At 62.5% G+C, this 22,285-nt stretch carries 19 protein-coding genes; 6 read left to right on the forward strand and 13 right to left on the reverse strand.

The features are described 5' to 3' along the window. Positions 1-6: 6 nt before the first annotated feature. From ACYVNQ_RS13990 to ACYVNQ_RS14010, 5 genes are all read right to left on the reverse strand, one after another. The gene (locus ACYVNQ_RS13990; RefSeq protein WP_460903090.1) at positions 7-627 is read right to left on the reverse strand and encodes a phage tail protein; all 621 of its coding nucleotides are present in this window, start codon (positions 625-627) and stop codon (positions 7-9) included. 35 nt (positions 628-662) lie between these two features. Further along, positions 663-1,004, reverse strand: coding sequence for a DUF6916 family protein (locus tag ACYVNQ_RS13995; protein WP_460903091.1), 342 nt, complete (start codon positions 1,002-1,004; stop codon positions 663-665). A 108-nt stretch (positions 1,005-1,112) separates the two neighbouring features. Further along, on the reverse strand, positions 1,113-1,676 hold the full coding sequence (locus tag ACYVNQ_RS14000) for a GNAT family N-acetyltransferase (RefSeq protein WP_460903092.1): 564 nt from the start codon (positions 1,674-1,676) through the stop codon (positions 1,113-1,115). 332 nt (positions 1,677-2,008) lie between these two features. Continuing rightward, positions 2,009-4,402: a phosphoketolase family protein gene (locus ACYVNQ_RS14005; protein WP_460903093.1), complete on the reverse strand. Its 2,394-nt coding sequence runs from the start codon at positions 4,400-4,402 to the stop codon at positions 2,009-2,011. A gap of 369 nt (positions 4,403-4,771) precedes the next feature. Continuing rightward, the gene (locus tag ACYVNQ_RS14010) at positions 4,772-5,689 is read right to left on the reverse strand and encodes a LysR family transcriptional regulator (protein WP_460903094.1); all 918 of its coding nucleotides are present in this window, start codon (positions 5,687-5,689) and stop codon (positions 4,772-4,774) included. A gap of 76 nt (positions 5,690-5,765) precedes the next feature. Here ACYVNQ_RS14010 and ACYVNQ_RS14015 point away from each other — a divergent pair, with 76 nt between their 5' ends. The 3 genes from ACYVNQ_RS14015 (at position 5,766) to cfa (ending at position 10,165) form a co-directional block, all read left to right on the forward strand. After that, positions 5,766-7,067, forward strand: coding sequence for an aspartate aminotransferase family protein (locus tag ACYVNQ_RS14015; protein WP_460903095.1), 1,302 nt, complete (start codon positions 5,766-5,768; stop codon positions 7,065-7,067). 137 nt (positions 7,068-7,204) lie between these two features. Beyond that, complete coding sequence (locus ACYVNQ_RS14020) at positions 7,205-8,572, forward strand: DUF2252 domain-containing protein (protein ID WP_460903096.1); 1,368 nt, start codon at positions 7,205-7,207, stop codon at positions 8,570-8,572. Between the two features lie 381 nt (positions 8,573-8,953). Further along, entirely contained in the window at positions 8,954-10,165 is a 1,212-nt protein-coding gene (cfa, locus tag ACYVNQ_RS14025; protein WP_460903097.1) for a cyclopropane fatty acyl phospholipid synthase, read from the forward strand. A 115-nt stretch (positions 10,166-10,280) separates the two neighbouring features. Here the strand turns inward: cfa and ACYVNQ_RS14030 are convergent, their stop codons facing one another. The 4 genes from ACYVNQ_RS14030 to ACYVNQ_RS14045 all read right to left on the reverse strand — a co-directional run bounded on the left by ACYVNQ_RS14030 (position 10,281) and on the right by ACYVNQ_RS14045 (position 14,823). Continuing rightward, positions 10,281-10,646, reverse strand: coding sequence for a copper resistance protein CopC (locus tag ACYVNQ_RS14030; RefSeq protein ID WP_460903586.1), 366 nt, complete (start codon positions 10,644-10,646; stop codon positions 10,281-10,283). An 88-nt stretch (positions 10,647-10,734) separates the two neighbouring features. Then, the gene (locus ACYVNQ_RS14035) at positions 10,735-13,203 is read right to left on the reverse strand and encodes a TonB-dependent receptor (RefSeq protein WP_460903098.1); all 2,469 of its coding nucleotides are present in this window, start codon (positions 13,201-13,203) and stop codon (positions 10,735-10,737) included. A gap of 116 nt (positions 13,204-13,319) precedes the next feature. Further along, a complete protein-coding gene (locus tag ACYVNQ_RS14040) occupies positions 13,320-13,697 on the reverse strand; it encodes a DUF2946 domain-containing protein (RefSeq protein ID WP_460903099.1) in 378 nt (125 codons plus the stop codon). A 133-nt stretch (positions 13,698-13,830) separates the two neighbouring features. Then, complete coding sequence (locus tag ACYVNQ_RS14045; RefSeq protein WP_460903100.1) at positions 13,831-14,823, reverse strand: LysR family transcriptional regulator; 993 nt, start codon at positions 14,821-14,823, stop codon at positions 13,831-13,833. 180 nt (positions 14,824-15,003) lie between these two features. Here ACYVNQ_RS14045 and ACYVNQ_RS14050 point away from each other — a divergent pair, with 180 nt between their 5' ends. Then, positions 15,004-16,362, forward strand: coding sequence for an MFS transporter (locus ACYVNQ_RS14050; RefSeq protein WP_460903101.1), 1,359 nt, complete (start codon positions 15,004-15,006; stop codon positions 16,360-16,362). A gap of 27 nt (positions 16,363-16,389) precedes the next feature. Next, positions 16,390-17,781: a lyase family protein gene (locus ACYVNQ_RS14055; RefSeq protein ID WP_460903102.1), complete on the forward strand. Its 1,392-nt coding sequence runs from the start codon at positions 16,390-16,392 to the stop codon at positions 17,779-17,781. Positions 17,782-17,884: 103 nt separating this feature from the next. On the opposite strand, the gene ACYVNQ_RS14060 is transcribed toward ACYVNQ_RS14055, so the two are convergent. The 4 genes from ACYVNQ_RS14060 to ACYVNQ_RS14075 form a co-directional block, all read right to left on the reverse strand. Then, positions 17,885-18,733 (reverse strand): tetratricopeptide repeat protein, encoded by an 849-nt coding sequence (locus tag ACYVNQ_RS14060; RefSeq protein WP_460903103.1) that lies wholly within the window; start codon positions 18,731-18,733, stop codon positions 17,885-17,887. Beyond that, positions 18,730-19,653 carry a non-homologous end joining protein Ku gene (ku, locus tag ACYVNQ_RS14065; protein WP_460903104.1) on the reverse strand — a complete coding sequence of 308 codons (924 nt, stop codon included), beginning with the start codon at positions 19,651-19,653 and terminating at the stop codon, positions 18,730-18,732. The genes ACYVNQ_RS14060 and ku overlap by 4 nt, the downstream gene beginning before the upstream one ends. 182 nt (positions 19,654-19,835) lie before the next feature. Further along, entirely contained in the window at positions 19,836-20,096 is a 261-nt protein-coding gene (locus tag ACYVNQ_RS14070; protein WP_460903105.1) for a DUF3331 domain-containing protein, read from the reverse strand. A 383-nt stretch (positions 20,097-20,479) separates the two neighbouring features. Then, positions 20,480-21,352: a MarR family winged helix-turn-helix transcriptional regulator gene (locus ACYVNQ_RS14075; protein WP_460903106.1), complete on the reverse strand. Its 873-nt coding sequence runs from the start codon at positions 21,350-21,352 to the stop codon at positions 20,480-20,482. A 161-nt stretch (positions 21,353-21,513) separates the two neighbouring features. Here ACYVNQ_RS14075 and ACYVNQ_RS14080 point away from each other — a divergent pair, with 161 nt between their 5' ends. Then, positions 21,514-22,095 (forward strand): NADPH-dependent FMN reductase, encoded by a 582-nt coding sequence (locus ACYVNQ_RS14080; RefSeq protein WP_460903107.1) that lies wholly within the window; start codon positions 21,514-21,516, stop codon positions 22,093-22,095. The last annotated feature ends 190 nt before the right edge of the window (positions 22,096-22,285 follow it).

Genomic DNA, 22,285 nt, shown 5'->3' on the forward strand with positions numbered 1-22,285 from the left:
TTCTTGTTAGCCGCGCGTCGGGAAAACGCCTTGCAGCGCGATGATGCAGGTCAGGCCCAGATACGGATTGCGAATCGCGAGCGGCAGGCCGTTGCCGATCGATGCGTTCGTGACCGTCGTCGCCGCGATCGTCGCCGTTACGTTGAACGGCTTGAGCGTAGTGTCCGGCGGGTTGGTCGAGTAAAGCGATCCCGGACGGCCGCCGGCGGCGATCGGACCGAGCGTGGTCCCCGTGCCGGGCACGGCACCCTCGCCGGTGCTAGTGATGGTGGCCGGAATCGCCACCGGAATGCTCAACGGGCTGCCGGCACCGCCGCCCGCTACGGTCGCAACGTGCGTGTGCGACGGCATATTGGACACCAACACCGATACGTTTTCAGTGCCGGAAATCTGGCCTGCCACGATCGGCGTCAGACCTGCGCCGTTGCCCACACCGACCGGGCTGCGGCCCTGCAGATCCGGCAGTTGAAAGGTAGTCGTGCCGTTGCCGCCGTAAGTCGTGCCCAGCAGCGAGAACAGCGCCTGGTTTTGGGAAATGGGAACCTGCTGGCCGGCGCACAACGCCCAGCCATAAGGTGCAAAGGTGAAACCGACCATGCGGATTTCACCAAGATATGGATCACTCATCGAACGCCCCCTCTGTCGAAGTCAAAAAAGATGAACTACGAAACAGCGTCTGCGTTGGCCGTATCGGTCGGATCGGTCAAACGGCAGTGCACTACAAAGGTGAGCGCGGCCCGGCCGTCCGGCTCTGGGCGCGTCGGCGTGGCGAGCAGATCCCAGACCTGCCCGTCGGGCGACGTGATGCGGTAATTGTCTTGTGGTAGATAGACACCCGCTGGCAACGTGAACGTCGCGCTAAAGCAGGTGTAGCTTTCATCCATTGGAATGCCGGCCGGTGCGGCCACGAGAATTGCGTCGACGGTTTGCCCGCCGGCGGTGCCAAACGAAAACGGCCGTCCGATCGCGGCGATCAGTTCGGCGTGTGTCGGTATGGACTGCACGTTGCCCCCCGGCAGGATCTGGCGTATGCCGCTCCGCGCCTGTCGATATCTTCTGTCTCGCTTCGTGCCTGGCAGCGTCTGGTGCCGGAACCGGTGCGGCGCGTTACGTTATGCCGCGACCCGATCCGTCAGCCCTGCTACTGGCTCGAACTCCCTGTCATCGAACGGTATGGCCTCGCGGCGCATCTGTTCGTAAACACCGTTTTCACCTATTGCCGCGAATCCGAGCCTGCGATAAAAGCCGCGCACCGGATTATCCCGTTCTACATAAAGACTGACGGCCAGCGTTCGATGCGCCGCTTCAGCCACTACAGTCTTCATCAGCCGCGCTCCGATACCTGCGCCGCGATATTCGGGCAGCAATGCAATATCGATTACACGTACTTCACTGTTGCCATGCCAATCGTGATATAGCCGGCCGATTTGACGCTCCCCATCCAGCACGATATCGAAGCGCCCTTGCGGGTAGTGACGCCGGTAATACTCGTCTTGCATCGTGAACTGCTTTGCAAGCAAACCGCGAATCGTGTCCGTATCGAAACCGGCCGCAACGAATTCGGCAGTACGCGTGCTTTCAAAAACCCGCAGCAGAAAATCCCGGTCGGACGGCACCGATGCGCACACCGAAATGCTGCGCCGTATAACGTCGCGACCAGCCGGAAACGCCGGCATACAGGATGTTTCGAGCGGATCGACCTCGCACTTTTTCATTTCAAACGGTGCTTCCGTTCGCCGGGAAAGTTTATTCGTTCGTCGTTAGCGAAGCGATGTTATTCCAGGCAATGGGATTTGTGCAATGGAAACTTATGCTCATTTGCAAACCCGCACGCGGCAATTCGCATCATGCGGTATTGATTCCCGATTCGAAAGTAAATTGAAAGTATCGAGGTGCTGACATTTAATTGTCACGAACAACGCAATGCGCTCTGGATATAAAAGCGCCGCTGGCGCGAATGCGCGAGCGGCGTTCTGTTATGCAAAGCGAATTATCGGTATTGCTCGCTTTATGGCTGCCATTGCCAGTCGCGGATTTCGTCGCGATCGATGCCCTCCTGATGCGCATAAGCCAGTTGCTCGAGGCGCTGATCGCGCAGCCGCTCTTTGGCGTGATCGCCCACGCCACGCAGCTGGTGCACGCGGTCGATCACGTCGATCGCCAGCGTGAAGCGGTCGATACCGTTGATAATCGCCAGCTCGAGCGGCGTATTGATGTTGCCCTTCTCCGCATAGCCGTGCACGTGGATGTTCTCGTGATTCGTGCGCCGGTAGGTGAGCTTGTGAACCAGCGACGCGTACGAGTGAAAGTTGAAGATCACCGGCTTGCTGGTGGTGAACAGCGAGTCGAAATCGCGCTCGGACAAGCCATGCGGATGATCCGACGCGGGCATCAGCCGGAACAGGTCGACCACGTTGACGAAGCGTATCTTCAGGTCGGCGAACAAGCCCTTCAGGATTTCCACTGCGGCAAGCGCTTCCATCGTCGCGATGTCGCCGGCGCTGGCGATCACGACGTCCGGTTCATGGCCCTGGTCGGTCGATGCCCATTCCCAGATGCCGATGCCCTTGGTGCAATGCGTGACGGCAGCCTTCATGTCCAGATACTGTAAATGCGGCTGCTTGTCGGCGACGATCACGTTGATGTAGTCGCGCGAGCGCAGGCAGTGATCCGCGACGCTCAGCAGGCAGTTCGCGTCGGGCGGCAGATAGATGCGCACGACATCGGGGCTCTTGTTGGTCACGACGTCCAGAAAACCCGGGTCCTGGTGAGTAAAGCCGTTGTGATCCTGACGCCAGACCAGCGACGTGATCAGCAGGTTCACCGACGGCACCGGTTGACGCCAACGCAATTCGCGCTTGGCTTTTTCGAGCCATTTCGCATGCTGGTTGAACATCGAGTCGATCACGTGGACGAACGCCTCGTAGGTCGCGAACAGACCGTGACGGCCGGTCAGCGTATAGCCTTCGAGCCAGCCCTCGAGCGTGTGTTCGCTGAGCATTTCCATTACGCGGCCATCGGGCGACAGTTCGCCGCCGTCGCTGTCGCTGGCTTCGCTCAGCGCGAGCCAGGTTTTCGGCGAGGCTTCGTAGATCGCGGTCAGCTTGTTGCTGGCGGTTTCGTCCGGACCGAACACGCGGAAGCTGGTCATGTTCTGGCGCATTACGTCGCGCAGCCAGGTGCCGAGCACGCCAGTCGGCGATACACGGGATGCACCGGGTTGCCCGACCTCCACCGCATAGCGCTCGAATGGCGGCAGGTCGAGCGCCTTGCACAATGCCCCGCCGTTCGTATGCGGATTCGCGCTGATGCGGCGCGCGCCCTGCGGCGCGAGTGCACGCAGTTCTTCGACGAGCCGGCCGGACGCATCGAACAATTCGTCCGGCCGATAGCTGCGCATCCATGCTTCGACCTGCTTCAGGCTCGCTTCGTTGGTGGCCGGATCGGCAATCGGCACCTGGTGCGCGCGCCACGAGCCTTCTACCTGATGCCCGTCCACTTCGCGCGGTCCGGTCCAGCCTTTGGGCGAGCGCAGCACGATCATCGGCCAGCGCGGCCGGGTCGTGTCGCCCTGCGAGCGCGCGCGCGTCTGGATCGCGCGGATTTCGTCCAGACATCGATCGAGCGTCGCCGCCATCTTCTGATGCATCGTGTGCGGATCGTCGCCTTCGACGAAATACGGTTTGTGCCCGTAGCCGGTCAGCAAGGCTTCGAGTTCTTCATGCGGAATGCGCGCGAGCAACGTCGGATTGGCGATCTTGTAGCCGTTCAGATGCAGCACCGGCAGCACCGCGCCATCGCGCGCCGGATTCAGGAACTTGTTCGAATGCCATGAGGTGGCAAGCGGCCCGGTCTCGGCCTCGCCGTCGCCGATCATCACCGTGACCAGCAGATCGGGATTGTCGAACGCCGCGCCGTACCCATGCGACAGGCTGTAGCCGAGTTCGCCGCCTTCGTGGATCGAGCCCGGCGTTTCAGGCGTGCAATGCGAACCGATGCCGCCCGGAAACGAGAACAGGCGGAATAGCCGCGCCATGCCTTCTTCGGTCTCGGTGCGGTCCGGATAGATCTCGGTGTAACGCCCTTCGAGATAACTGTTGGAAATCACGGCCGGCGCGCCGTGGCCCGGTCCCGAGATGTAGATGACGTCGAGGTCGCGTTGGCGGATCGCGCGGTTCAGGTGCACCAGCAGAAAGCTTTGGCCCGGGTCCGAGCCCCAGTGTCCCAGCAGACGGCGCTTGATGTGCTGCGCCGTGAGCGGCTGCCGCAACAGCGGGTTGTCGCGCAGGTAGATCATGCCGGCCGCCAGGTAATTGCAGGCGTGCCAGTAGCGGTTCATGTTGCGTAGCTCGTCCGCGCCAAGCGGTGTGGACGAACCGGTGTCGAAAGAAACGTCGGCCATTTGGGGGATCTCCATAGGCGATGTCTGACGGCGCGCGAACGCACGCCGGCGTGGCCCGCGGCACGGCGGGCGGGCGCGCAGGCCCTTCCTATCATAGGAGCCAGTGCGCATGAATTCATTTGATCGATATCAACGCGCGTGCGTAATTGCCATGCGTACCGGCTTGCGAAAAAAGGGGCCGCGTGACTGTTGATGGATCAAAAGGCGATACGGGAAAGCAGGACGATGCTGCGTACAGCGGAGCGCGACACGGCGTACGGCCACCGCTGCTGTGCCCTGCCATGTGGCTATTGCGGCAACTCGTGGCAAGCAAACCGTGCGCCCGGGTCGATGAGCCCGCCATGACCACCGGCGAATGTGTCGCTGCGCTTACAGCAGCGGCAATGTGAGCCGGATGTGTTCGGCAAAGGCCGTTGTAAGCAGCGATGGGCGCTTGCGCTCGAATCTCAGCGTGATGCCGACCGCAGGTAACGCGGGCAGCGTCGGAGCGCCGTTCAGAATTGCCAGATCGGGCGGCACCGCTGTCTGCGTCATCACGGCGAAAGCTTGCCCTGAACGCACCAGCGCGATGAGCCCTGCCAGGCTGCTGCTCGCATAGGCAACGCGATAAGCCCGGCCCGCGCGTTGCAGCGCATCGCAGGCCGCGATGTGATCGAGGGTGTCCGGGTCCGATAGCGCAAGCGGCAATGGGTCGAATTGCGCGGCATCGAGGCCGGGATAGCCGATCCACACCAGGGGCTCGCGGCGAATGATGTCGTCGTTTGCGCTGTCGGCCTTGCTGTTCGCTTTGCTCCCCGTGCTCGCTTCAGGCAACGAGATCAGTGCGAGATCGACCGCGCGCTTGTCCAGCTGTTCGATCAGGCGCGGCGTGGGCCCGCACACCACCTCCACCAGCGCATGCGGGTGCTGCCGCGAAAACTGACGTAACAGCGCCGGCAGGAACACCGCCGCATAGTCGTCCGGACAGCCGAAGCGGATGCTGCCCGACAGCCCCTTGCCGCACAGATCCGCCATCGCCTCGTCGTGCAGCCGCAAGATGCGCTGTGCGTGAACCAGCAGCCGCTCGCCGGGATTGGTCAGCACCACACCGCGGCCGGTGCGCTGAAACAGCGGCTGATCGACGATTTCTTCGAGCCGCTTCATCTGCTGGCTCAGCGCGGACTGCGTGCGGCCGACCCGCGCGGCCGCACGGCTGAGCGCCCTGACCTCGGCAATCACGGCAAACGAGCGCAACAGATCGATTTCGAGCGACAGCGCCAAGATATTAGCCTCCCGTCTACCTTGCATCAGAACTATTCGATTCTATAAAACCAGAGTGGCGGCTAGACTGCAAGTTAAACCCGTCCGCCCAAGGAGAAGCAGCGTGTCCCGAAACCACGACGCCACGTTCTGGCACAACGCCAGACAGCATCTGATCCGCTATGGCGGCACGTTCGAGCCGATCATCATCGAGCGCGCCCAAGGCAGCTTCGTCTATGACGCGGACGACCGTCCGATTCTGGATTTCACCTCCGGGCAGATGAGCGCGGTGCTCGGGCACAGCCACCCGGACATCGTGTCGGTGATCAACGAATATGCGGGCAAACTGGACCATCTGTTCAGCGGCATGCTGTCGCGGCCGGTGGTCGAACTCGCCACGCGTCTTGCCGACATCACGCCGGACGGACTCGACCGCGCGCTGTTGCTGAGCACCGGCGCGGAATCGAACGAAGCGGCAATCCGGATGGCGAAGCTCGTCACCGGCCGCTATGAGATCGTCGGCTTTGCGCAGTCGTGGCACGGCATGACCGGGGCAGCGGCGTCCGCTACCTATAGCGCCGGCCGCAAAGGCGTCGGCCCCGCGGCGGTCGGGTCGTTCGCGATACCGGCGCCGTTCACGTACCGGCCGCGCTTTACGCGCGACGGCGCGTACGACTATCTGGCGGAGCTGGACTACGCATTCGATCTGATCGATCGACAGTCGAGCGGCAGCCTCGCGGCCTTTATCGCGGAGCCGATCCTGAGTTCGGGCGGCATCATCGAACTGCCCGCAGGCTATCTGGCGGCGCTCAAGCGCAAATGCGAACAGCGCGGCATGCTGCTGATTCTCGACGAGGCGCAAACCGGCGTCGGCCGCACCGGCACGATGTTCGCGTGCCAGCACGACGGCGTCACGCCGGACATTCTGACGCTATCGAAAACACTCGGCGCCGGCTTGCCGCTCGCCGCGGTGGTCACGTCAGCAGCCATCGAAGAACGCGCGCACGAACTGGGGTACCTGTTCTATACGACCCACGTGTCCGATCCGCTGCCTGCCGCGGTCGGCCTGCGCGTGCTCGACGTCGTGCAGCGCGACGGCCTCGTGGAGCGCGCCAATATCGCGGGAGCACGGCTCAGGCGCGGCCTGCTCGATCTGATGGAGCGCTATGACTGCATCGGCGACGTGCGCGGACGCGGGCTGCTGCTCGGCATGGAGATCGTCAAGGACCGGCGCACCAAAGAGCCCGCGGATGGCCTCGGCGCGAAGATCACGCGCGAATGCATGAACCTCGGCCTCAGCATGAACATCGTGCAGTTGCCGGGCATGGGCGGCGTGTTCCGGATCGCGCCACCGCTGACCGTCAGCGAAGAAGAAATCGATCTCGGTCTTTCACTGCTCGACGAGGCGCTGCAGCGCGCGTTGTAAGCGCTGCTGGGGCCACGCACGAGCGCGGCTTGCGCGACATCCACGTCACGCCTTTGTCATTCAGCGCTGCTTGAATGGCCCGGCACCGACAAGGGGCGACAATGATCGCCCCTTTTTCTTTATCCCAAGGGAAAACAATGAAGAAATCGTGGATCGTCTTGTCTGCCGTCTGCCTGCTGGGCGCGTTTTCCGCGCATGCGCAGACGTCCCGCACCAGCTGGGTCGTCACGCAAATCTACGACTACAACCACCCATTCGCGGCGCAGGACAGCACCGACCTCGCCACCAAGATGTCGACGATGGCCGCCGATGCGTTCTCGTTTTATCGCGGCACCGACCATATTTTCTATCGGGACATGCTGACGCTGCCCGCATCGAAATACACCAGCACGCAGACCGGCTTCACATGGCTTGGCGGCGATGCGCATCTCGGCAATTTCGGCGCATGGCAGGATAGCGCCGGCAACACGGTGTTTTCCGTCGACGACTTCGACGAGGGCTATCTCGGCCAATACGTGTGGGACTTGCGCCGGCTGGCGGCCAGCATGGTGCTGGCAGGCCGCGCCAACGGCATTGCGGACAGCGACATCAGCACCGCGATCAAGACGATGGTTGGCGCGTACGTCAGCGAAATGAGCGACTTCAAGGGCAGCAGCGACGAGTTGAGCTTTCAGCTGAAAAACGGCAATACGTCCGGTGCGGTGCAGTCGACCATCGGCGACTCGAAAGACGACAGCCGCTCGAATCTGCTCAGCAAGTACACGCAGGTGAGTAACGGTACGCGAACTTTCCAGAACATCGCGAATACGCTGGTGCCGGTGGACAGCGCGACGTATAGCGCGATTTCCGGTTCGATGAGCAGCTACATCAGCAGCATCGCTTCGTCGAAGCAGTTCGCGGCCAGCTATTACCGGGTGAAGGACATTCGCCAGAAACTGGGCTCGGGAGTCGGCAGTCTGGGCAAGCTGCGCTACTACGTGCTGATCGACGGCCCATCGACGTCCACCTCGGATGACGTGATTCTCGAACTCAAGCAGGAAGTCGCAAGTGTCGTTGCAGAGGCAAGCAGCAACGGCAGCGCGCTGGCAACGGCGGCCAACGGCAACGACGGCGCGCGGGTCGCGCTGACCAGCAAGGCGCAGACGCTCAACGCCGATGTCCTGGTCGGCTACGCAACGATCAACGGGCTGCCGTACTACTTCCACGAAAAGTCGCCGTTCGCGGAAGACTTCGACTACACGCAGCTGACCAGCGCCGGCAAGCTGAATACTGCCGCCACCTACCTGGGGCAGGCGTTGGCCTCGGCGCATGCCGTCGCCGATCAGGACTATAACGACGGCTCGATCGTGACGTACAGCATCGACAAGCAGGTGACGGACGCGATTACCAGCACCAGCGGACTGCAAACGGAAATTTCGAACTTTGCGTTCAGCTATGCGGCGCAGGTCAATCTCGACTGGCAATCGTTCGTCGGTGCGTATCAGGCCGGTACACCGCTGTACTGAACGGCGGCGCATTGAAGCGCCCGCTCTTTCGCCATGTATTACGCGCCCGCCGTCTTGCCGATAGCAAGCTGCGGGCGCAATTCCTTGCGTTATCCACTCAATCTGTGCAAGCCCACACCGGCTAATTCGAAATTATCCATTTCTGTCCAGGCGCTTGCCGGATAGCAATCAATTGATGCAAATTCACGTCTGGACGGATGACTTGCGTCGTCTTTCCAGATACGCGAGCATAGAGATCGCCACGTGTCGTGGTGCAGCATCGGCATTCCGTTTATGGCTATCGCCGGTATTTATCCAATGAATTTCACTGAATGGAGCTTTGTCGTTATATTGGCCCGCGCCTATACGACAACCAATAGATAAGAGGAAACCGGAATGCGCATGCACAACGACTCACACTTTCTCGACGAACAGGACCGGCTTCGAGTGAACCAGGTGAAGACCGTTGCGCCGCCGGCCGTCCTCAACGAACTGCTCGCGCGTGCCGATGTATCGTTCAATGGCGAGCGCCCGTGGGATCTCCGCGTATTCGATAGCGACGTCTACCGGCGTGTGCTGGGCAGCTGGTCGCTAGGGCTTGGCGAAGCGTATATGGATGGCCTGTGGGAATGCGATCAGCTGGACGAACTGTTCACGCGGGTGTTGCGTTCGGGCCTCGATTCGGCGGCCACCGGCATCGCAAAGATGCGGTTGATCGGCGAGCATCTGCGGCACCGGCTGTTCAATCTGCAGTCGTCGCGCCGCGCATTTCAGGTTGGCGAGCAACATTACGACGCCGGCAACGACGTCTTCGAAGCGATGCTGGATAGCCGCATGATTTATTCGTGCGGCTACTGGCAGCATGCAAGCAACCTCGAACAGGCGCAACACGACAAGCTCGACATGATCTGCCGCAAGCTCGACCTGCGGCCCGGCGAGACGCTGCTCGACATCGGCTGCGGCTGGGGCGGCCTCGCCCGCTTTGCGGCGGAGCACTACGGCGTTCGGGTGACCGGCATTACCGTTTCGAAAGAGCAGCTCGAACTTGCCCGCGAGCGCTGCAAAGGGTTGCCGGTCGAGTTGCTGCTGCAAGACTATCGGGAGCTACAGGGCAGCTTCGACAAGATCGTGTCGGTGGGCATGTTCGAGCACGTGGGCCCGAAAAATTACGACATCTATTTCCGCACGGCGCGCCGCCTGCTCGCACGCGACGGCATCTTCCTGCTGCACTCCATTGGCATTGCGGAAACCAGCGCCGGCACCGACCCGTGGATCGACCGCTATATCTTTCCGAACGGCAAGCTGCCTTCGGCTGTGGAGATAGCGAACGCGGTCGAAGGTCACTTCATTGTCGAAGACTGGCACAACTTCGGCGCGGATTACGACCGCACGCTGATGGCGTGGTGGCAGCGCTTCGACGCGGCATGGCCAAAGCTCGCCGCGCATTACGACCGGCGCTTCTATCTGATGTGGAAATATTATCTGCTGTGCTGTGCGGGCTTTTTCCGCTCGCGTCAGGGGCAGCTTTGGCAGGTGGTGCTGACGCATCCGGAGCGAGCGCAGACTTATCGGTCGGTGCGGCCGGCGTCGCCCGTTGGGGCGGCGCGCGACTAGTGCGACTGACGCGACTAGCCTGGCACGGCTGACGCGGCGCGCCGTCGCAACAGTGCGCGGCGAGACTCCAGGCATGCTGTAACGCGCTATGCGAATATGCGAGCGCGATGGGCTTTCACGGCTTCGCTACCGCATCGAAGCTATACCGCCCCTCCGTCCGATGCCCGTCGCGCGCGATCGCCACCCAGCTCACGGTGTAAGCGCCCGGCGTGAGCGGCGCGAGATCGACCGACATGTGTTTGTCGTTCGAAGCAGATACGGCGGATTTGTCTCGCGTAGCCGGCTTGCCGTCGGCACCGGTGACCGTGATCGAACTGAACGCGGGCTCGAGCCCTTCGTCGAAATCGATCGCTACTTCATGCGTTGTGACCGGCACTGAAGCGTTAGCCGCCGGCGTCAGATGCTGGGGATGCGCATGCGCAAACGCATCGTGCATCGCACACAAGGTTGCAGCCGCAACCAGTGCATGCCGCAGCGGCATGCACAGCAGTTTCAATCGCGTATTCCCATGCGTATTCGTGTTCATCATCAGATACTCGCAGTTTCTGTGGCTCGATTGCCTGAAGCGTTCAAAGGTCGTATTTCAATTCCGCATAGAAGGTCCGCTGCGGGAACGGATGAAACAGGTAGTACTGGCGGTTGTTCAGGTTGTCGACGCCGAGCGCGGCGCCCCAGTGCTTGTCTACTTGCAGATGCACACGCGCATCCATCACGAAGTAGCTTTGAAAGCCCTGATATGTCGCGGCATTGATATCGCTGTTGTCGACCGTCGAATACATCCGCGAGCTATAGCGCGCAGCGACCGTATAAGCCCAGCGGTTATCGGGCCGATAAGTCGCCGCGAGCGTCGCGCGCCAGCGCGGCACGTTCGGCACCTGCTTGCCGACTGCCGTCGTGCCCGTGGTAGAGACGAAGCTGTCGTCCGACAGGATGCGTGCGTTCACGTAAGTCACGTTGCCGGACAGCGAAAGCCCCTTGATCAGCACGTTGTCCTGCGAGCCGGCCAGTTCCACGCCGAGCTCACGCGTCTTGCCGACGTTCTGCGTAAATGAAACAGGCGTCGCAAAGCCCGGCACCGTCGACGTCTGCGAGATCAGCGCATCCGACACGTACTCGTCGAACGCCGACAGCCGCAGCTTGCCGTCGCGCACGTCGCGCTCCAGAGCAAGTTCGCCGGACAGCACGCTTTCGGGCTTCAGAAACGGATTGGACTGCACGAAGGTGGTACCGGTCTGGACCGTCTGATACAGCTCGCCGACCGTCGGAAAGCGCAACGCCTTGCCGAACGAACCGGTCACCGACCAGATATCGCTCAGGTCCCAGCGCAGCGACGCTTTCGGCGAAAAGCCATTGCGGCTCAAACTGGGCTGATTCACCGCCACGCCCACGCCATTGCTGCCGGTCGCGAAGTTGAAGCCGTCATAGGCGCGCCACATCTCATAGCGCCCGCCTAGCGTAGCCTGCAGCGTTGGCGCGATACGCCACACGTCCTGCGCCCACAGCGCGGAGGTTTGCGTCTTGCCGAGCGAATTGCTGAACAGCGAACCCTCGCCTTCCGATGCCCAGTCCGCTGCATTGAAGGTCGGGCTGACCAGCTTGAACTGGTCGTAATGCGCACCGAAGCTGACGATATTCGCGCCGTCGATGCCTTGCGGCCGCCATGTGCCCTTCCAGTCGAAGGTGCTCCAGCCGGTGCCGCCCATATCGGTGGTACGGCCCGGGCCGCCGGCCAGCGCGGTGGGATAGACGCCGGTCGACAACCCACTGAGGTCCTGCAGATAGTAGAAATTGCTGACGATCAGCTGCCAGTCGAATGCCCCCTTCGTATGGCTATCGACGGTCAGGCTCTGCATCAGATGCTCCTGCTCGACGTTGTTCGCGGTGAACTGCCCCGCGATCGTCGCTGCGCTGTACGCAAAGCCGCCGATATTCACGTTGCCGCTTGCCGCGCCGTAATACGGCGTGCCGTCTGCGGTTTGCAGATAGGTCTGCGCGCGCGCTTTCTGGCTGTTCTGCCAATAGCCGAGCGCGTAGGTCGCGCTCAAGGTCGGCGTGAAATCGTACGCAAGCTTCAGCGCCGCATTGTCCTGAATCGTATGAATGAAATTGCCCGCACCGATCACCTGAACCGGTTGACCGGTGCGGTTGCGATCGGCGAATGCACCGCCGACCACCGGCAGGTTGGCGGCCGCTGGCGTGGTCGACTGCACGACTTCGCCTATCGTGATCGGCTGGCTGAAGCTGTCCAGATGGCTCGCGGACAGAAACCACGCAAGCTTGCCGACCTTATCGCCGAGCGTCGCGCTGTACTGTTGCGAAGGCTCGTTCTCGTGCGTGCCATACAGGCCGAAGTGCTGCAGCGCCCCGGTGACGTCGACGCTCGCTTCGAACTTCGTTGGCATACGCGTGGTGATCTCGGTCACCGCGCCGTATGAATTGCCCGGAAACTGCGCGGCAAACGGGCCGTACAGCACGTCGACGCGTTCGATCTGCTGCGGCGTCACCATGAACCATTGCGGCGAGCCGTTCTGGTTGTTGTTGTTGATCAGCGTGCTGAGCAGCACGCCATCGGCGTAGATCAGGCTGCGTGCGCTGGCATTGATGCCGGTAGTGCGCGTCGACATCGGCGCCTGGGTGTCGCCGATAAAGCGTTTGCGCACCAGCACATCCGGCAGATACTTCAGCGCGTCGGATGAATCGGTTGCGTTGATCGTCTCGCGAATCTGTTTGGCGGTGATGCTTTCCGTGGTTTGCGGCAGCTGGTTCTTCTCCGCAAACGAGCGCGAACCGCTGATCTGCAGCGCGGGCAGATCTTTGGTGTTGTCCGCGTTCGTGGCGGATGGGGTTGTAGTTGTTGAAGCACTGCTGCCGTCGGCCGGCGCAGCGTCATTGCCTGCAGCAGCGGCCGGATCAGACGCAGTACTACCGGCCGCGAATGCGACGCCATGCGTCAGGCCGACGGTAGCGAACAGCAGCAGCGCAGCGGCAAACGCACGCGACACTGCGCATTCCGTGCCTGCGGGGCGCGGGATGGACATGTGAAATTTTCCTCGAAGCAAGACTGGCCGCGCGGCTTCGCAAGAAGACGCGGCAGGATCGCGCTACACGGGCACCGGCACCGGCGTGTCGGACGGCAACGCGTAGCGGCGAAGCTTTACAGACTCGACAGCGAGAGGAATGGAGGCGCGCGCGGGCGCCCTGACGGGAATGCGCCGAGCGGCGTGAAGCGCGTGGACAGCACGGCGGCCGCGACGGCCACCAGCAGGACGATCAGCACCGGCAGCAACGGCGGAACCGCAGGCACGGCGACATGATCCGACAGCAGATCGCAGTAGCCGCAAGCGGCCAGCGGATCGGCGCTCATGTGATGAGCACCCTGTGCGTCGGTTTGCAGCGCCGAACAGAACACGGCGTTGGGCTCGTCCGCATGAGCGGCCATGACCAGTTGGCTCACCAGCGGCACGCACACGATCAGGCACATGGCGAACATGCCAAGCCATGCGGTGAGCCGTTTGTGTGCGTGAAAGATCATGGTGTGAAGATGAGGAAATCGTGCGAAGTTTATCACCTCGTAACGTGCCGAACCAGTGAAGCAATGCGCTTATTCCCGGGTTTGTTCACAATTTTTGTATCGCGCGGCGCGAACACGAAACGTAAGGTATCGGCTAATCTTCGCCGCGCGCTTCTTCCGCGAAATCGATGCCGCCTGCGGGCACATAGCGACGCAATGCCGCATGCGAATCCAGCAGCGCCAGCAGTGCCTGCCGCGCGTCGTCCACCAGTGCGCGCGACAGCTCCGAAAATTCGCCGCGGCGGCTCACCAGAAAGATCGCGCGCATCGAGTTGCCTTTGTCGATAGGAATCAGATCGATCGAATCGGTAAAACGCGGGCCTGTCTGCAACAGACAGGTCGGCGTGGTGATCGCCCAGCCGAGGCCTTGCGAGACCAGCAAGGTCAGCGTGTCCGCGTGATCCACTTCGAGCTTGCGCAGCGGGTTCAGATCGTTGTAGCGCAAGATGCGCTCGACCCGGATACCCAGCGTCGAGGTACGGCTGTAGCGAATAAACGGCTGCGACTGCGCGAGCACGCGCAAATCCACGTTGGCACCCGCGTGCATCAGTTCGCGACTCGCAATGGCGACGAAGTTCTCGCGATACAACAAGCGGTGTTCGAATTCCGGGCTGTCGACGAACGGGTTCGTCGAAATGACCAGATCGAGTTCGCGGCCGAGCAGCGCCTGTTCCTGTGCGGTAGCCATGCCGATCTGCACGGACAACCCGCTGGTTCGCACCATCAGCTGCTTGATCAGCGACGGGCCGATGGTGTTGGCCACCGAATCGATCATACCGATGCGCAGATACGCGCCCTCGCTTTGCGACGCTTCGAGCGCCTGCGCCTTCAATTGCCGCGCAAGCCCGATCAGCGGCTCGGCGTTTTGCGACACATACAGGCCGCCCGAGGTCAGCGCGAGCGGGCGGCGCGAACGGTCGATCAGCGTCAGTCCGAGCGACTGCTCGAGCTGCGCCAGCGCCTGCGACACCGCGGACTGGCTGATGCCGAGCACACCAGCGGCAGCCGACATGCTGCGCGTCGCCGCGACGGTCATGAATACATCGAGCTGGTAGAGATCGACGGGACGCTCGCTCTGGCGGTTCATTGCGGCCTCGCAGCAAGCAGGGTTGCTACATCGGCCACCGCGTCGGCCACCGCATCGGCATTTCGAAAACTCAGCATAAGAATTCCTTATTCGGACCGCCGGCCGGCGACGCGGCACCCCATCGCCCATAAAATCCCCACAGACAATTTTAAACGTGCATTCGTCAGGAGACCGACAACCATGAACGCATCTCGCGACGCAGCCTTCGGCGCCGCCACGCTCGACTCAGCTACGGTCGCACTCGAAGACGCACCGCTCACGCCGTTCCATCTGCGCGTGACCTTCGCCGGCACCGGTGGCCAGTTCAGCGACGGCTTCGTGCTCGGCATCGTCGGGATCGCGCTGGCTATCGCCACGCCGCAATTGCACCTCAATGCGGTGTGGCTCGGCATTCTGGGCGCCGCTTCGCTGGCCGGCCTGTTCGCAGGCAGCCTGATTGCGGGGCCGTTCGTCGATCGTTTCGGGCGCCGCGCGCTGTTCAACTATGACATGGCGCTGTTCGCGGTCATTTCGCTGCTGCAGTTCTGGGTCAGCAGCCCGACCCAACTGCTGGTACTACGCCTGCTGCTCGGCATCACGCTCGGCTTCGACTATGTGGTGAGCAAGGCACTGGTGGTCGAGTACTCGCCGCGCCGGCTGCGTGGCCGGCTGCTCAGCTGGCTCGCGATCGCGTGGGCACTCGGCTATGCGAGCGCCTATGTGGTGGGCTATCTGCTGAAAGACCGTGGCCCGGACATATGGCGCACGATGCTGCTGTCGAGCGCGATTCCTGCTGCCGTGGTGTTCCTGTTTCGCGTGCGGATTCCCGAATCGCCGTTGTGGCTGCAACGCAAAGGCCGCACGGCCGAAGCACTGGCCGTGATCCGCGAGCACCTCGGTCCGCACGTGGTGCTGAACACCCGCGGCGACGGAACGCGCGGCGGCAACGCCGCGCCAGCCGGCACCGCGCGCGCAAGCCTGTTTTCGAAGCAGTGGCGCATGCGGCTTTTCATCGCGTGTTTCTTCTATATGTGCCTCGTGATCCCCTATTTTTCGCTAGGGACGTTTTCACCGATGGTGTTCGATTCGCTGCATATCCACGACAAGTTTCTGGCCGGCCTGATCTACAACGTGTTCCTGCTGCTTGGCACGATAGCGGGCGCGCTGGTGGTCGACCGGATCGGCCGGCGCACCTTTCTGCTGTCGGGCTTTTTCCTTTCGGCGGCGACGCTCGCGTGTCTGTCGTTGGGCACGCAGCTACCCAGCACCTTGATCGTTGCATTGTTCGCGCTGTTCGCATGCGTGCTGAGCGGCACCAACAACCTGTGCTTCCTGTATCCGCAGGAACTGTTTTCGACTGAGTTGCGCGCCACCGGCCTTGGCCTCGCGGTCGCGGCAAGCCGCATCGGCTCGGCGCTGACGACCTTCCTGTTCCCCAGCATCGTCGCGCTGTACGGCGGGCAAAGTGCGGTGTACCTGTGCGTCGTGGTGCTGCTGGTGGGTGGCGTGTGCTGCGCGCTGTGGGCACCCGAAACCCGCTATGCGTCGCTTGAGGCATGACCCTTGACTTCCATGAATGCAGCAACCATGAGCTCTGATCGAATCGAAACGGATGCGCTGGGCGAATGCGCGCTGCCCGTGCACGCGCTGTACGGCATTCATTCGCTGCGCGGCAAGCGAAATTTTTCGTACTCCGGGCAAACCCTCGCGCACTACCCGCGCTTCGTGGCGTGGCTGGCACGTATCAAGATGGCTATCGCGCATGTCAATGCGAGCCACGGCAAGCTCACCGAACCGCAGCGTCAGGCCTTGCTGACGGCCTGCGTCGAACTGGCTGCGGGGCAGCATGCGCACGCGCTGATCGTCGATCCGCTCGAAGGCTCGTGCGGCACGTCGATCAACATGAACATCAACGAGGTGCTGACCAACCGCGCACTGCAATTGATGGGACATGCGCCGGGGCAATACGAATTCCTGCACCCGCTCGACGACGTCAACCATGCGCAATCGACTAGCGACGTGCTGCTTACCGCAGTCAAGCTCGCACTCTTCGACGATGTGAACGAGCTGGCCTCAGCCGTCGATAGTCTTGCCGCTTCGCTGCGTGCGAAGCAGCGCGAGTTCGACGACGTGCTGCGCATCGGCCGCACCTGTTTGCAGGACGCGTTGCCGATGCGGCTTGGCCAGGCGTTCGGCGGCTACGCCTCGCTGGCCGAGCGCATGGCAGCCGCGCTACGCGCGCACCACCCGGCGCTGTGCGCGATTTCGCTCGGCGCCACCGCGGTGGGCACCGGGCTCGGCACGTACGCCGGCTATCGCGAAGCGGTCACCGCGGCGGTATCGGAGCTTGCCGGGCGGCCGCTTACGCAAAGTGCCGATCTGTTCGACGCTGTGCAGAATATGGATGAATTCGCCGCGCTTTCAGCAACCGTCAAACAGTCGCTGCTGGCGCTCGCGAAAGTGGCGAACGATCTGGTGCTGCTCAGTTCAGGGCCGCGCGGCGGCATCGGCGAACTGCAACTGGCGCCGCGTCAGGCCGGTTCGTCGATGATGCCCGGCAAGGTCAATCCGGTGCATGCGATGGGGCTCACGCAAATCGCGTACTTCGTGGCCGGCACGGATCAGAGCGTGATGCTGGCGGCCGCCGGCGGGCAGCTCGAAACCAACAACTACATGCCGCTGATCGCCATGTCGCTATTCAATGCGATCTCGAGCGCGACGCGCGCGATTTCGGCATTCGACGAACACTGCATTCAGCCGCTCGCGGCCGACCGCGCGGCAAACGAGCGCAATCTGCTGGAATCGACCGCGATTGCGCCGGCGCTGAAGGCACAGGTCGGGTATGAAAGCGCGGCGGCACTGGTGAAGACTGCGGTCGATACGCAGCGCAGCCTGCTCGATGTCGTGGTCGAAAGCGGTGCAATGTCACGCGAGCGTGTGCTCGAACTGCTACGGCAAAGTGCCGCTCAACCCGATTGATGCATGGCGTCCGACCGGCGATGGCAAGCGGCACACAGCAGGCAGCCGCCGGCAGATACGCCATCCTCCCGTCAGAAGAAGTGCGGCATCAATGCAACTGCGCTCACGTATCGCTGCCGCCAAGCCGGCGATACGCGTTCAGATGCCGCACAAGCCCTTGCCGGTCGCCTAGCTGCTCTTTGATCAGCGCAAGATTGTGATGTGCGTCGGCGTAGTCCGGATCGAGTTCCAGACAGCGCAGGTAGCTCTGGATAGCCTCGGCCAGCCGGCCGCCCAGTTCGAATGCCACCGCACGATTGAAGTGCAATACCGGGTCGCGCGGAAAATGTTCGAGCGCCGCGTCGAATATTGCCAACGCGTCGGCTGCGCGCGCCTCGTCGTCGCACAACAATGCGCCGAGGTTCACGTACGCGTGATAGAACGGTTGCGGCGACAGTTCGATTGCCTTGCGATACGCGAGCTCCGCGCCGCGCGCGTCGGATGCGGCCAGCTGGTCGCCTAACGCGTCCCACTCTTGCGCCTCTTTGAGTGCGTCTTTCTGCGCCGGCGCGTTGTCCAGAAACACCACGTCGCCCTTGATATCGGCCACTTCGAAATCGAGGAACAGCTGCCCGGTATTCGCATCCCATTGCGAAGGCCCGGTGCGCACCGCGATCGTGTTGCCCAGCGCTGTCACGCGAATGCCGGAAAGCGGCAACTCATCCGGCAACTGCTTGCGCAGCCGCGCTAACGCCTGCAGGATCCGGCGCGTCGGAATGCGTGCCGACTGCAGCTGGAATGCAGTGCGCAGCAGCACGACGTCCTGAAACGTAAAGCGCAATTCGTTGCGCGGCCCGCGCGCAGGCGTGACGAAGCCCGCATCGATCAGACCGGACAGCACGCGCCGCGATACGCCCAGCAACGACTGGAGCTTGCGTACCGGAATGTCGCGGTGGCCGCTTGCGCCTTTCACTTGCGCGCGCGTACCTTTGCCGCCGGTGCCGGCGCTACGGCCTTTTCTGCGCGCTGTGCGGGCTTTCTCGCGCGCGGCGCCGATATCTCGGCAACCTCGGCGGCCGCTTCTCTGGGCTTGCGCGCCGCACTCTTCGGTTTTGCGCCGCTCTTCGACAGGCTGGCGCGCAGCGCTTCCATCAGATCGATCACCTGGCCGCCGGATTCGCTATCCTGCGGCTCGTGCGTGACGACTTCCTTGCCTTCGATCTTCCGGTCGATCGCGGCGAGAATGCGCTTTTTCTCTTCGTTCTCGTATGCCGAAGGATCGTACGCGTCTTCCGTACCCTGCTCGATGATCTGTAGTGCAAGCTTGAGTTCGGCCGCGGAAACAGGCGCGTGTTCGATATGCAGATCGGCAAGCGAACGTACTTCGTCGGCATACAGCAGTTGCTGGAAAATCAGGCCTTCCGGCGCCGGACGGATCAGCACGATATGGGTCCTGCCCTTCGACGCCCATTTGGCCAGCGCGCCGCGCTGGCTATCGAGCAGCGCCTGCTGCAACAGACTGTACGGTTTCGCGCCGCGCTTGTCAGGCGCGATGAAGTAGGTTTTGTCGTAGTACAGCGGATCCACCGATTTCTCAGGGATAAATGCGACGATTTCGACCATATGGCTCGCGCTGTCTTCGAGCGTCTTCAGTTCGTCTGCAGTAAAAACGACAAAGCGGTCTTTCTCGAACTCGTAGCCTTTTTGCATCGCGCTGCGCTCGACTACCTCGCCGGTCGCGTCGGACACGTACTGCTGCCGAACCCGCGAACCGTCGGGTGCGAGCAGATTGAAGCGCACATCCGCCGCGCTTTCGGTCGCGGAGTAGAGCTTGACCGGGATGGAAACAAGGCCGAAAGAAAGAGACAGCGATGCGATCGATCGTGCGGGCATGTGCTTCTCCTCGCAAGCCGGTACGAGCGCACCGGCTCTGGGCAAAGGCCGGCGCCTGGGGTGGCCGGCCGCGATTCGGCCCCAATGTGCGGGGCGGACTCGCAAAGCATAGCATTGCGCATGCCACGAATCGAGCGGTGTGCGACGTACCGGACACCGGCGCCCCGGCATCGGGCGCTGCGTTACGCGACGGGCAAGGTCGCGGCGAGGATCATGTCGCGCGCGTTCGGCGGTTCAGCGCCTTTGCGATACAGCGGACGAAACACCGGATCGCCGCGCTGCACCGGCGTGCTGGTCAGCAGGCATATGCCGGAGCGGCGCGCGAATCCCATCCGCCAGATCTGGTCGACATACCGGCCGCGGGTTGGATCGCTCCACGAAACAAGTATCGTGCAACTCGTCTGCCATTCGATCCGGCTGATGATCAGACCGTCCGACGACATGCATGGTTGTCCGTCGCGTATAGCGCTCGACCGGGACCCGCCACTGTTGCGACGGGCCTGCTCGAGCGCAGTGCCTGATTCGTCCAGTTCGCAGAGTATCCCGAGCCAAGGATCGTTCAGGCACAAGTTAAACCTCCGTCATGCTTTGGATTACGTCTCCGATGCGGACAAACGCCGCTCAATATCAGCCTTCACATAAACAGGTTGAGGACCGATTGGTCCACGATAATCTTGCAAGGTGTAAGGCTTGAGACGTGCCAGCAGCGGCTACTGTGCTGGCACACAAGTATCTTCTTGAGAAGACAGTTAAGTCAAGAGGACGAGGCGATTATATAAATCTACCTATCCGATACCCGTGCATTCATGACAAGACCGTCAACAATCTAGGAGAGCTTGCCGACCAGCAGACGCAGCCAGGAGTCGGCGGCCGCAAACTCTTCTACCGTCAGCTCGCTCGCGGCGCGCACCGCGGCGAGCCCTTCTGCGATACGCGTCATGGCGGCATCGGCTAGCGCGACGCCGCGCCGCGTCAGCACGATCTGCCATGAGCGCAGATCGTCGTCGCCGCTCATGCGCGTCACGATACCCATGCCTTCGAGCCGGTCGATGCGCTTGCTGATCGCACCCGAACTCACGAGCAGTGCCGTGAACAGATCGGTCGGACGCATTGCGTACGGCGCACCGATGCGGCGGAGCGCGAGCACCACATGAAGTTCGCCGACGTTGACGTCGAGCGCATCCGCAATCGCCGCAAGCCGGCGTTCGTGCATATGGAAAACGTGTTGCACGCGTATGAAAAAGCCGACCAGACTCAAATCGAGATCGGGCCGCTCGCGCTGCCACGCACGCGTGATTTCGTCGACCTGATCTGAGCGCAGGCGCAGGCGGCCCGGATTGCGCGCCGCGCGCCGGCCCGCGGCACGGCGCGGCGCACTACGGGCCTTGCCATTGCACCAGTCGCGCGAGCGCGCGACCGCCTGCTCGTAGTCGAGGACCGCGACGCCGTCGGCGTCAAGGCCGTCGTCCGCCTTGCCCAGGCGCGTCTCCTCGTAGCGGCCGTCGCCGATGAAAATGCGCGCATGCCAGGTGCCCGAACGCGCGCCCTTGTAGTAGCCAAGGTGGCGGCCCGTATCGAGCGGATGCCAATACGGCTTGCGCCGCACCGGCAACGCGGCGCGCGCATCCGGCGTGGCCAGCCAGCGATCTTCGCTTGCGGCGTCGACGATGTCGTGCGCCGTGCGTCTGCTGCTCATCATGCGCTATGCCTCAATTCAAGCCATCGACAGTTCGGACGATTTACCCAACTCACCCATGCCTGCATCGACTGGCAAGCTGCGCAATAATGGCAGGCCAATAACCTTCAGACATCGATGAGCATTGCCTTGTCAAAACCGTCTGAACTCTTTGAGTGAGACTTATGACCATCAGGATTCTTGCCTTTTCAGGTAGCACGCGGCGCAATTCGTTTAATCAGAAGCTGCTCAACATTGCGGCACACGGTGCCGCCGAAGCAGGCGCCAATATCACGCACATCAGCCTCGGCGACTATCCGCTGCCGATCTACGATGCCGACCTCGAAAGCCAGTCCGGCCTGCCCGCGAATGCCGAGGCGCTGCAAAAGCTGGTCGCGGAACACGATGCGCTGCTGATTGCGTCGCCGGAGTATAACGGCGGCTACACGGCATTGCTGAAGAACACCCTCGACTGGATCAGCCGGCCGGATCGCACCGGCCGCGCAGGCCTCGCGCTGATCGCGAACAAGGCCGCCGCGATCGTCTGCGCATCGCCTGGGCCGATGGGCGGCACCCGTAGCCAGCTCGCGATTCACAGCGTGCTCAACAAGCTCGGCATGATCGTGATTCCGCAGTCGTTCGCGCTTGGCGTCGCTCATCAGGCATTCAACGAAGATCATCAATTGAAAGACGCCGGCGCACAGGCCGGTGTACGCCTGGTCGGCGCGGCGCTGGTGCAAACCGCACGCAAGCTCACGGCGGCCTGAACCGCGCTCGCGCACGACACTGCCGGCAGTGCGCGAGGCGTGCTGCGATGCACGCCGGCAGTGCAGGCGAGGCGCCCGGCCCCGCTTCGACCGGCGCCCCGGCTTCCGCTATCGGCCCGGCGCGGCTGCCCGGACGGCATCGCGGCGACGGCGAACCTGTCTGAAAGCAGATGGTAACGTCTATGCGAAA

The sequence above is a fragment of the Paraburkholderia jirisanensis genome (assembly GCF_054782355.1).

Excerpts from the sequence above, each read along its gene's own strand:
- ACYVNQ_RS13990 (WP_460903090.1), bottom strand. The coding sequence starts at position 627 with ATGAGTGATCCATATCTTGGTGAAATCCGCATGGTCGGTTTCACCTTT.
- ACYVNQ_RS14000 (WP_460903092.1), bottom strand. The coding sequence starts at position 1,676 with ATGCCGGCGTTTCCGGCTGGTCGCGACGTTATACGGCGCAGCATTTCG.
- ACYVNQ_RS14005 (WP_460903093.1), bottom strand. The coding sequence starts at position 4,402 with ATGGCCGACGTTTCTTTCGACACCGGTTCGTCCACACCGCTTGGCGCG.
- ACYVNQ_RS14010 (WP_460903094.1), bottom strand. The coding sequence starts at position 5,689 with ATGCAAGGTAGACGGGAGGCTAATATCTTGGCGCTGTCGCTCGAAATC.
- ACYVNQ_RS14020 (WP_460903096.1), top strand. The coding sequence starts at position 7,205 with ATGAAGAAATCGTGGATCGTCTTGTCTGCCGTCTGCCTGCTGGGCGCG.
- cfa (WP_460903097.1), top strand. The coding sequence starts at position 8,954 with ATGCACAACGACTCACACTTTCTCGACGAACAGGACCGGCTTCGAGTG.
- ACYVNQ_RS14030 (WP_460903586.1), bottom strand. The coding sequence starts at position 10,646 with ATGCCGCTGCGGCATGCACTGGTTGCGGCTGCAACCTTGTGTGCGATG.
- ACYVNQ_RS14035 (WP_460903098.1), bottom strand. The coding sequence starts at position 13,203 with ATGTCCATCCCGCGCCCCGCAGGCACGGAATGCGCAGTGTCGCGTGCG.
- ACYVNQ_RS14040 (WP_460903099.1), bottom strand. The coding sequence starts at position 13,697 with ATGATCTTTCACGCACACAAACGGCTCACCGCATGGCTTGGCATGTTC.
- ACYVNQ_RS14045 (WP_460903100.1), bottom strand. The coding sequence starts at position 14,823 with ATGAACCGCCAGAGCGAGCGTCCCGTCGATCTCTACCAGCTCGATGTA.
- ACYVNQ_RS14050 (WP_460903101.1), top strand. The coding sequence starts at position 15,004 with ATGAACGCATCTCGCGACGCAGCCTTCGGCGCCGCCACGCTCGACTCA.
- ACYVNQ_RS14055 (WP_460903102.1), top strand. The coding sequence starts at position 16,390 with ATGAGCTCTGATCGAATCGAAACGGATGCGCTGGGCGAATGCGCGCTG.
- ku (WP_460903104.1), bottom strand. The coding sequence starts at position 19,653 with ATGCCCGCACGATCGATCGCATCGCTGTCTCTTTCTTTCGGCCTTGTT.
- ACYVNQ_RS14070 (WP_460903105.1), bottom strand. The coding sequence starts at position 20,096 with ATGTCGTCGGACGGTCTGATCATCAGCCGGATCGAATGGCAGACGAGT.
- ACYVNQ_RS14075 (WP_460903106.1), bottom strand. The coding sequence starts at position 21,352 with ATGATGAGCAGCAGACGCACGGCGCACGACATCGTCGACGCCGCAAGC.
- ACYVNQ_RS14080 (WP_460903107.1), top strand. The coding sequence starts at position 21,514 with ATGACCATCAGGATTCTTGCCTTTTCAGGTAGCACGCGGCGCAATTCG.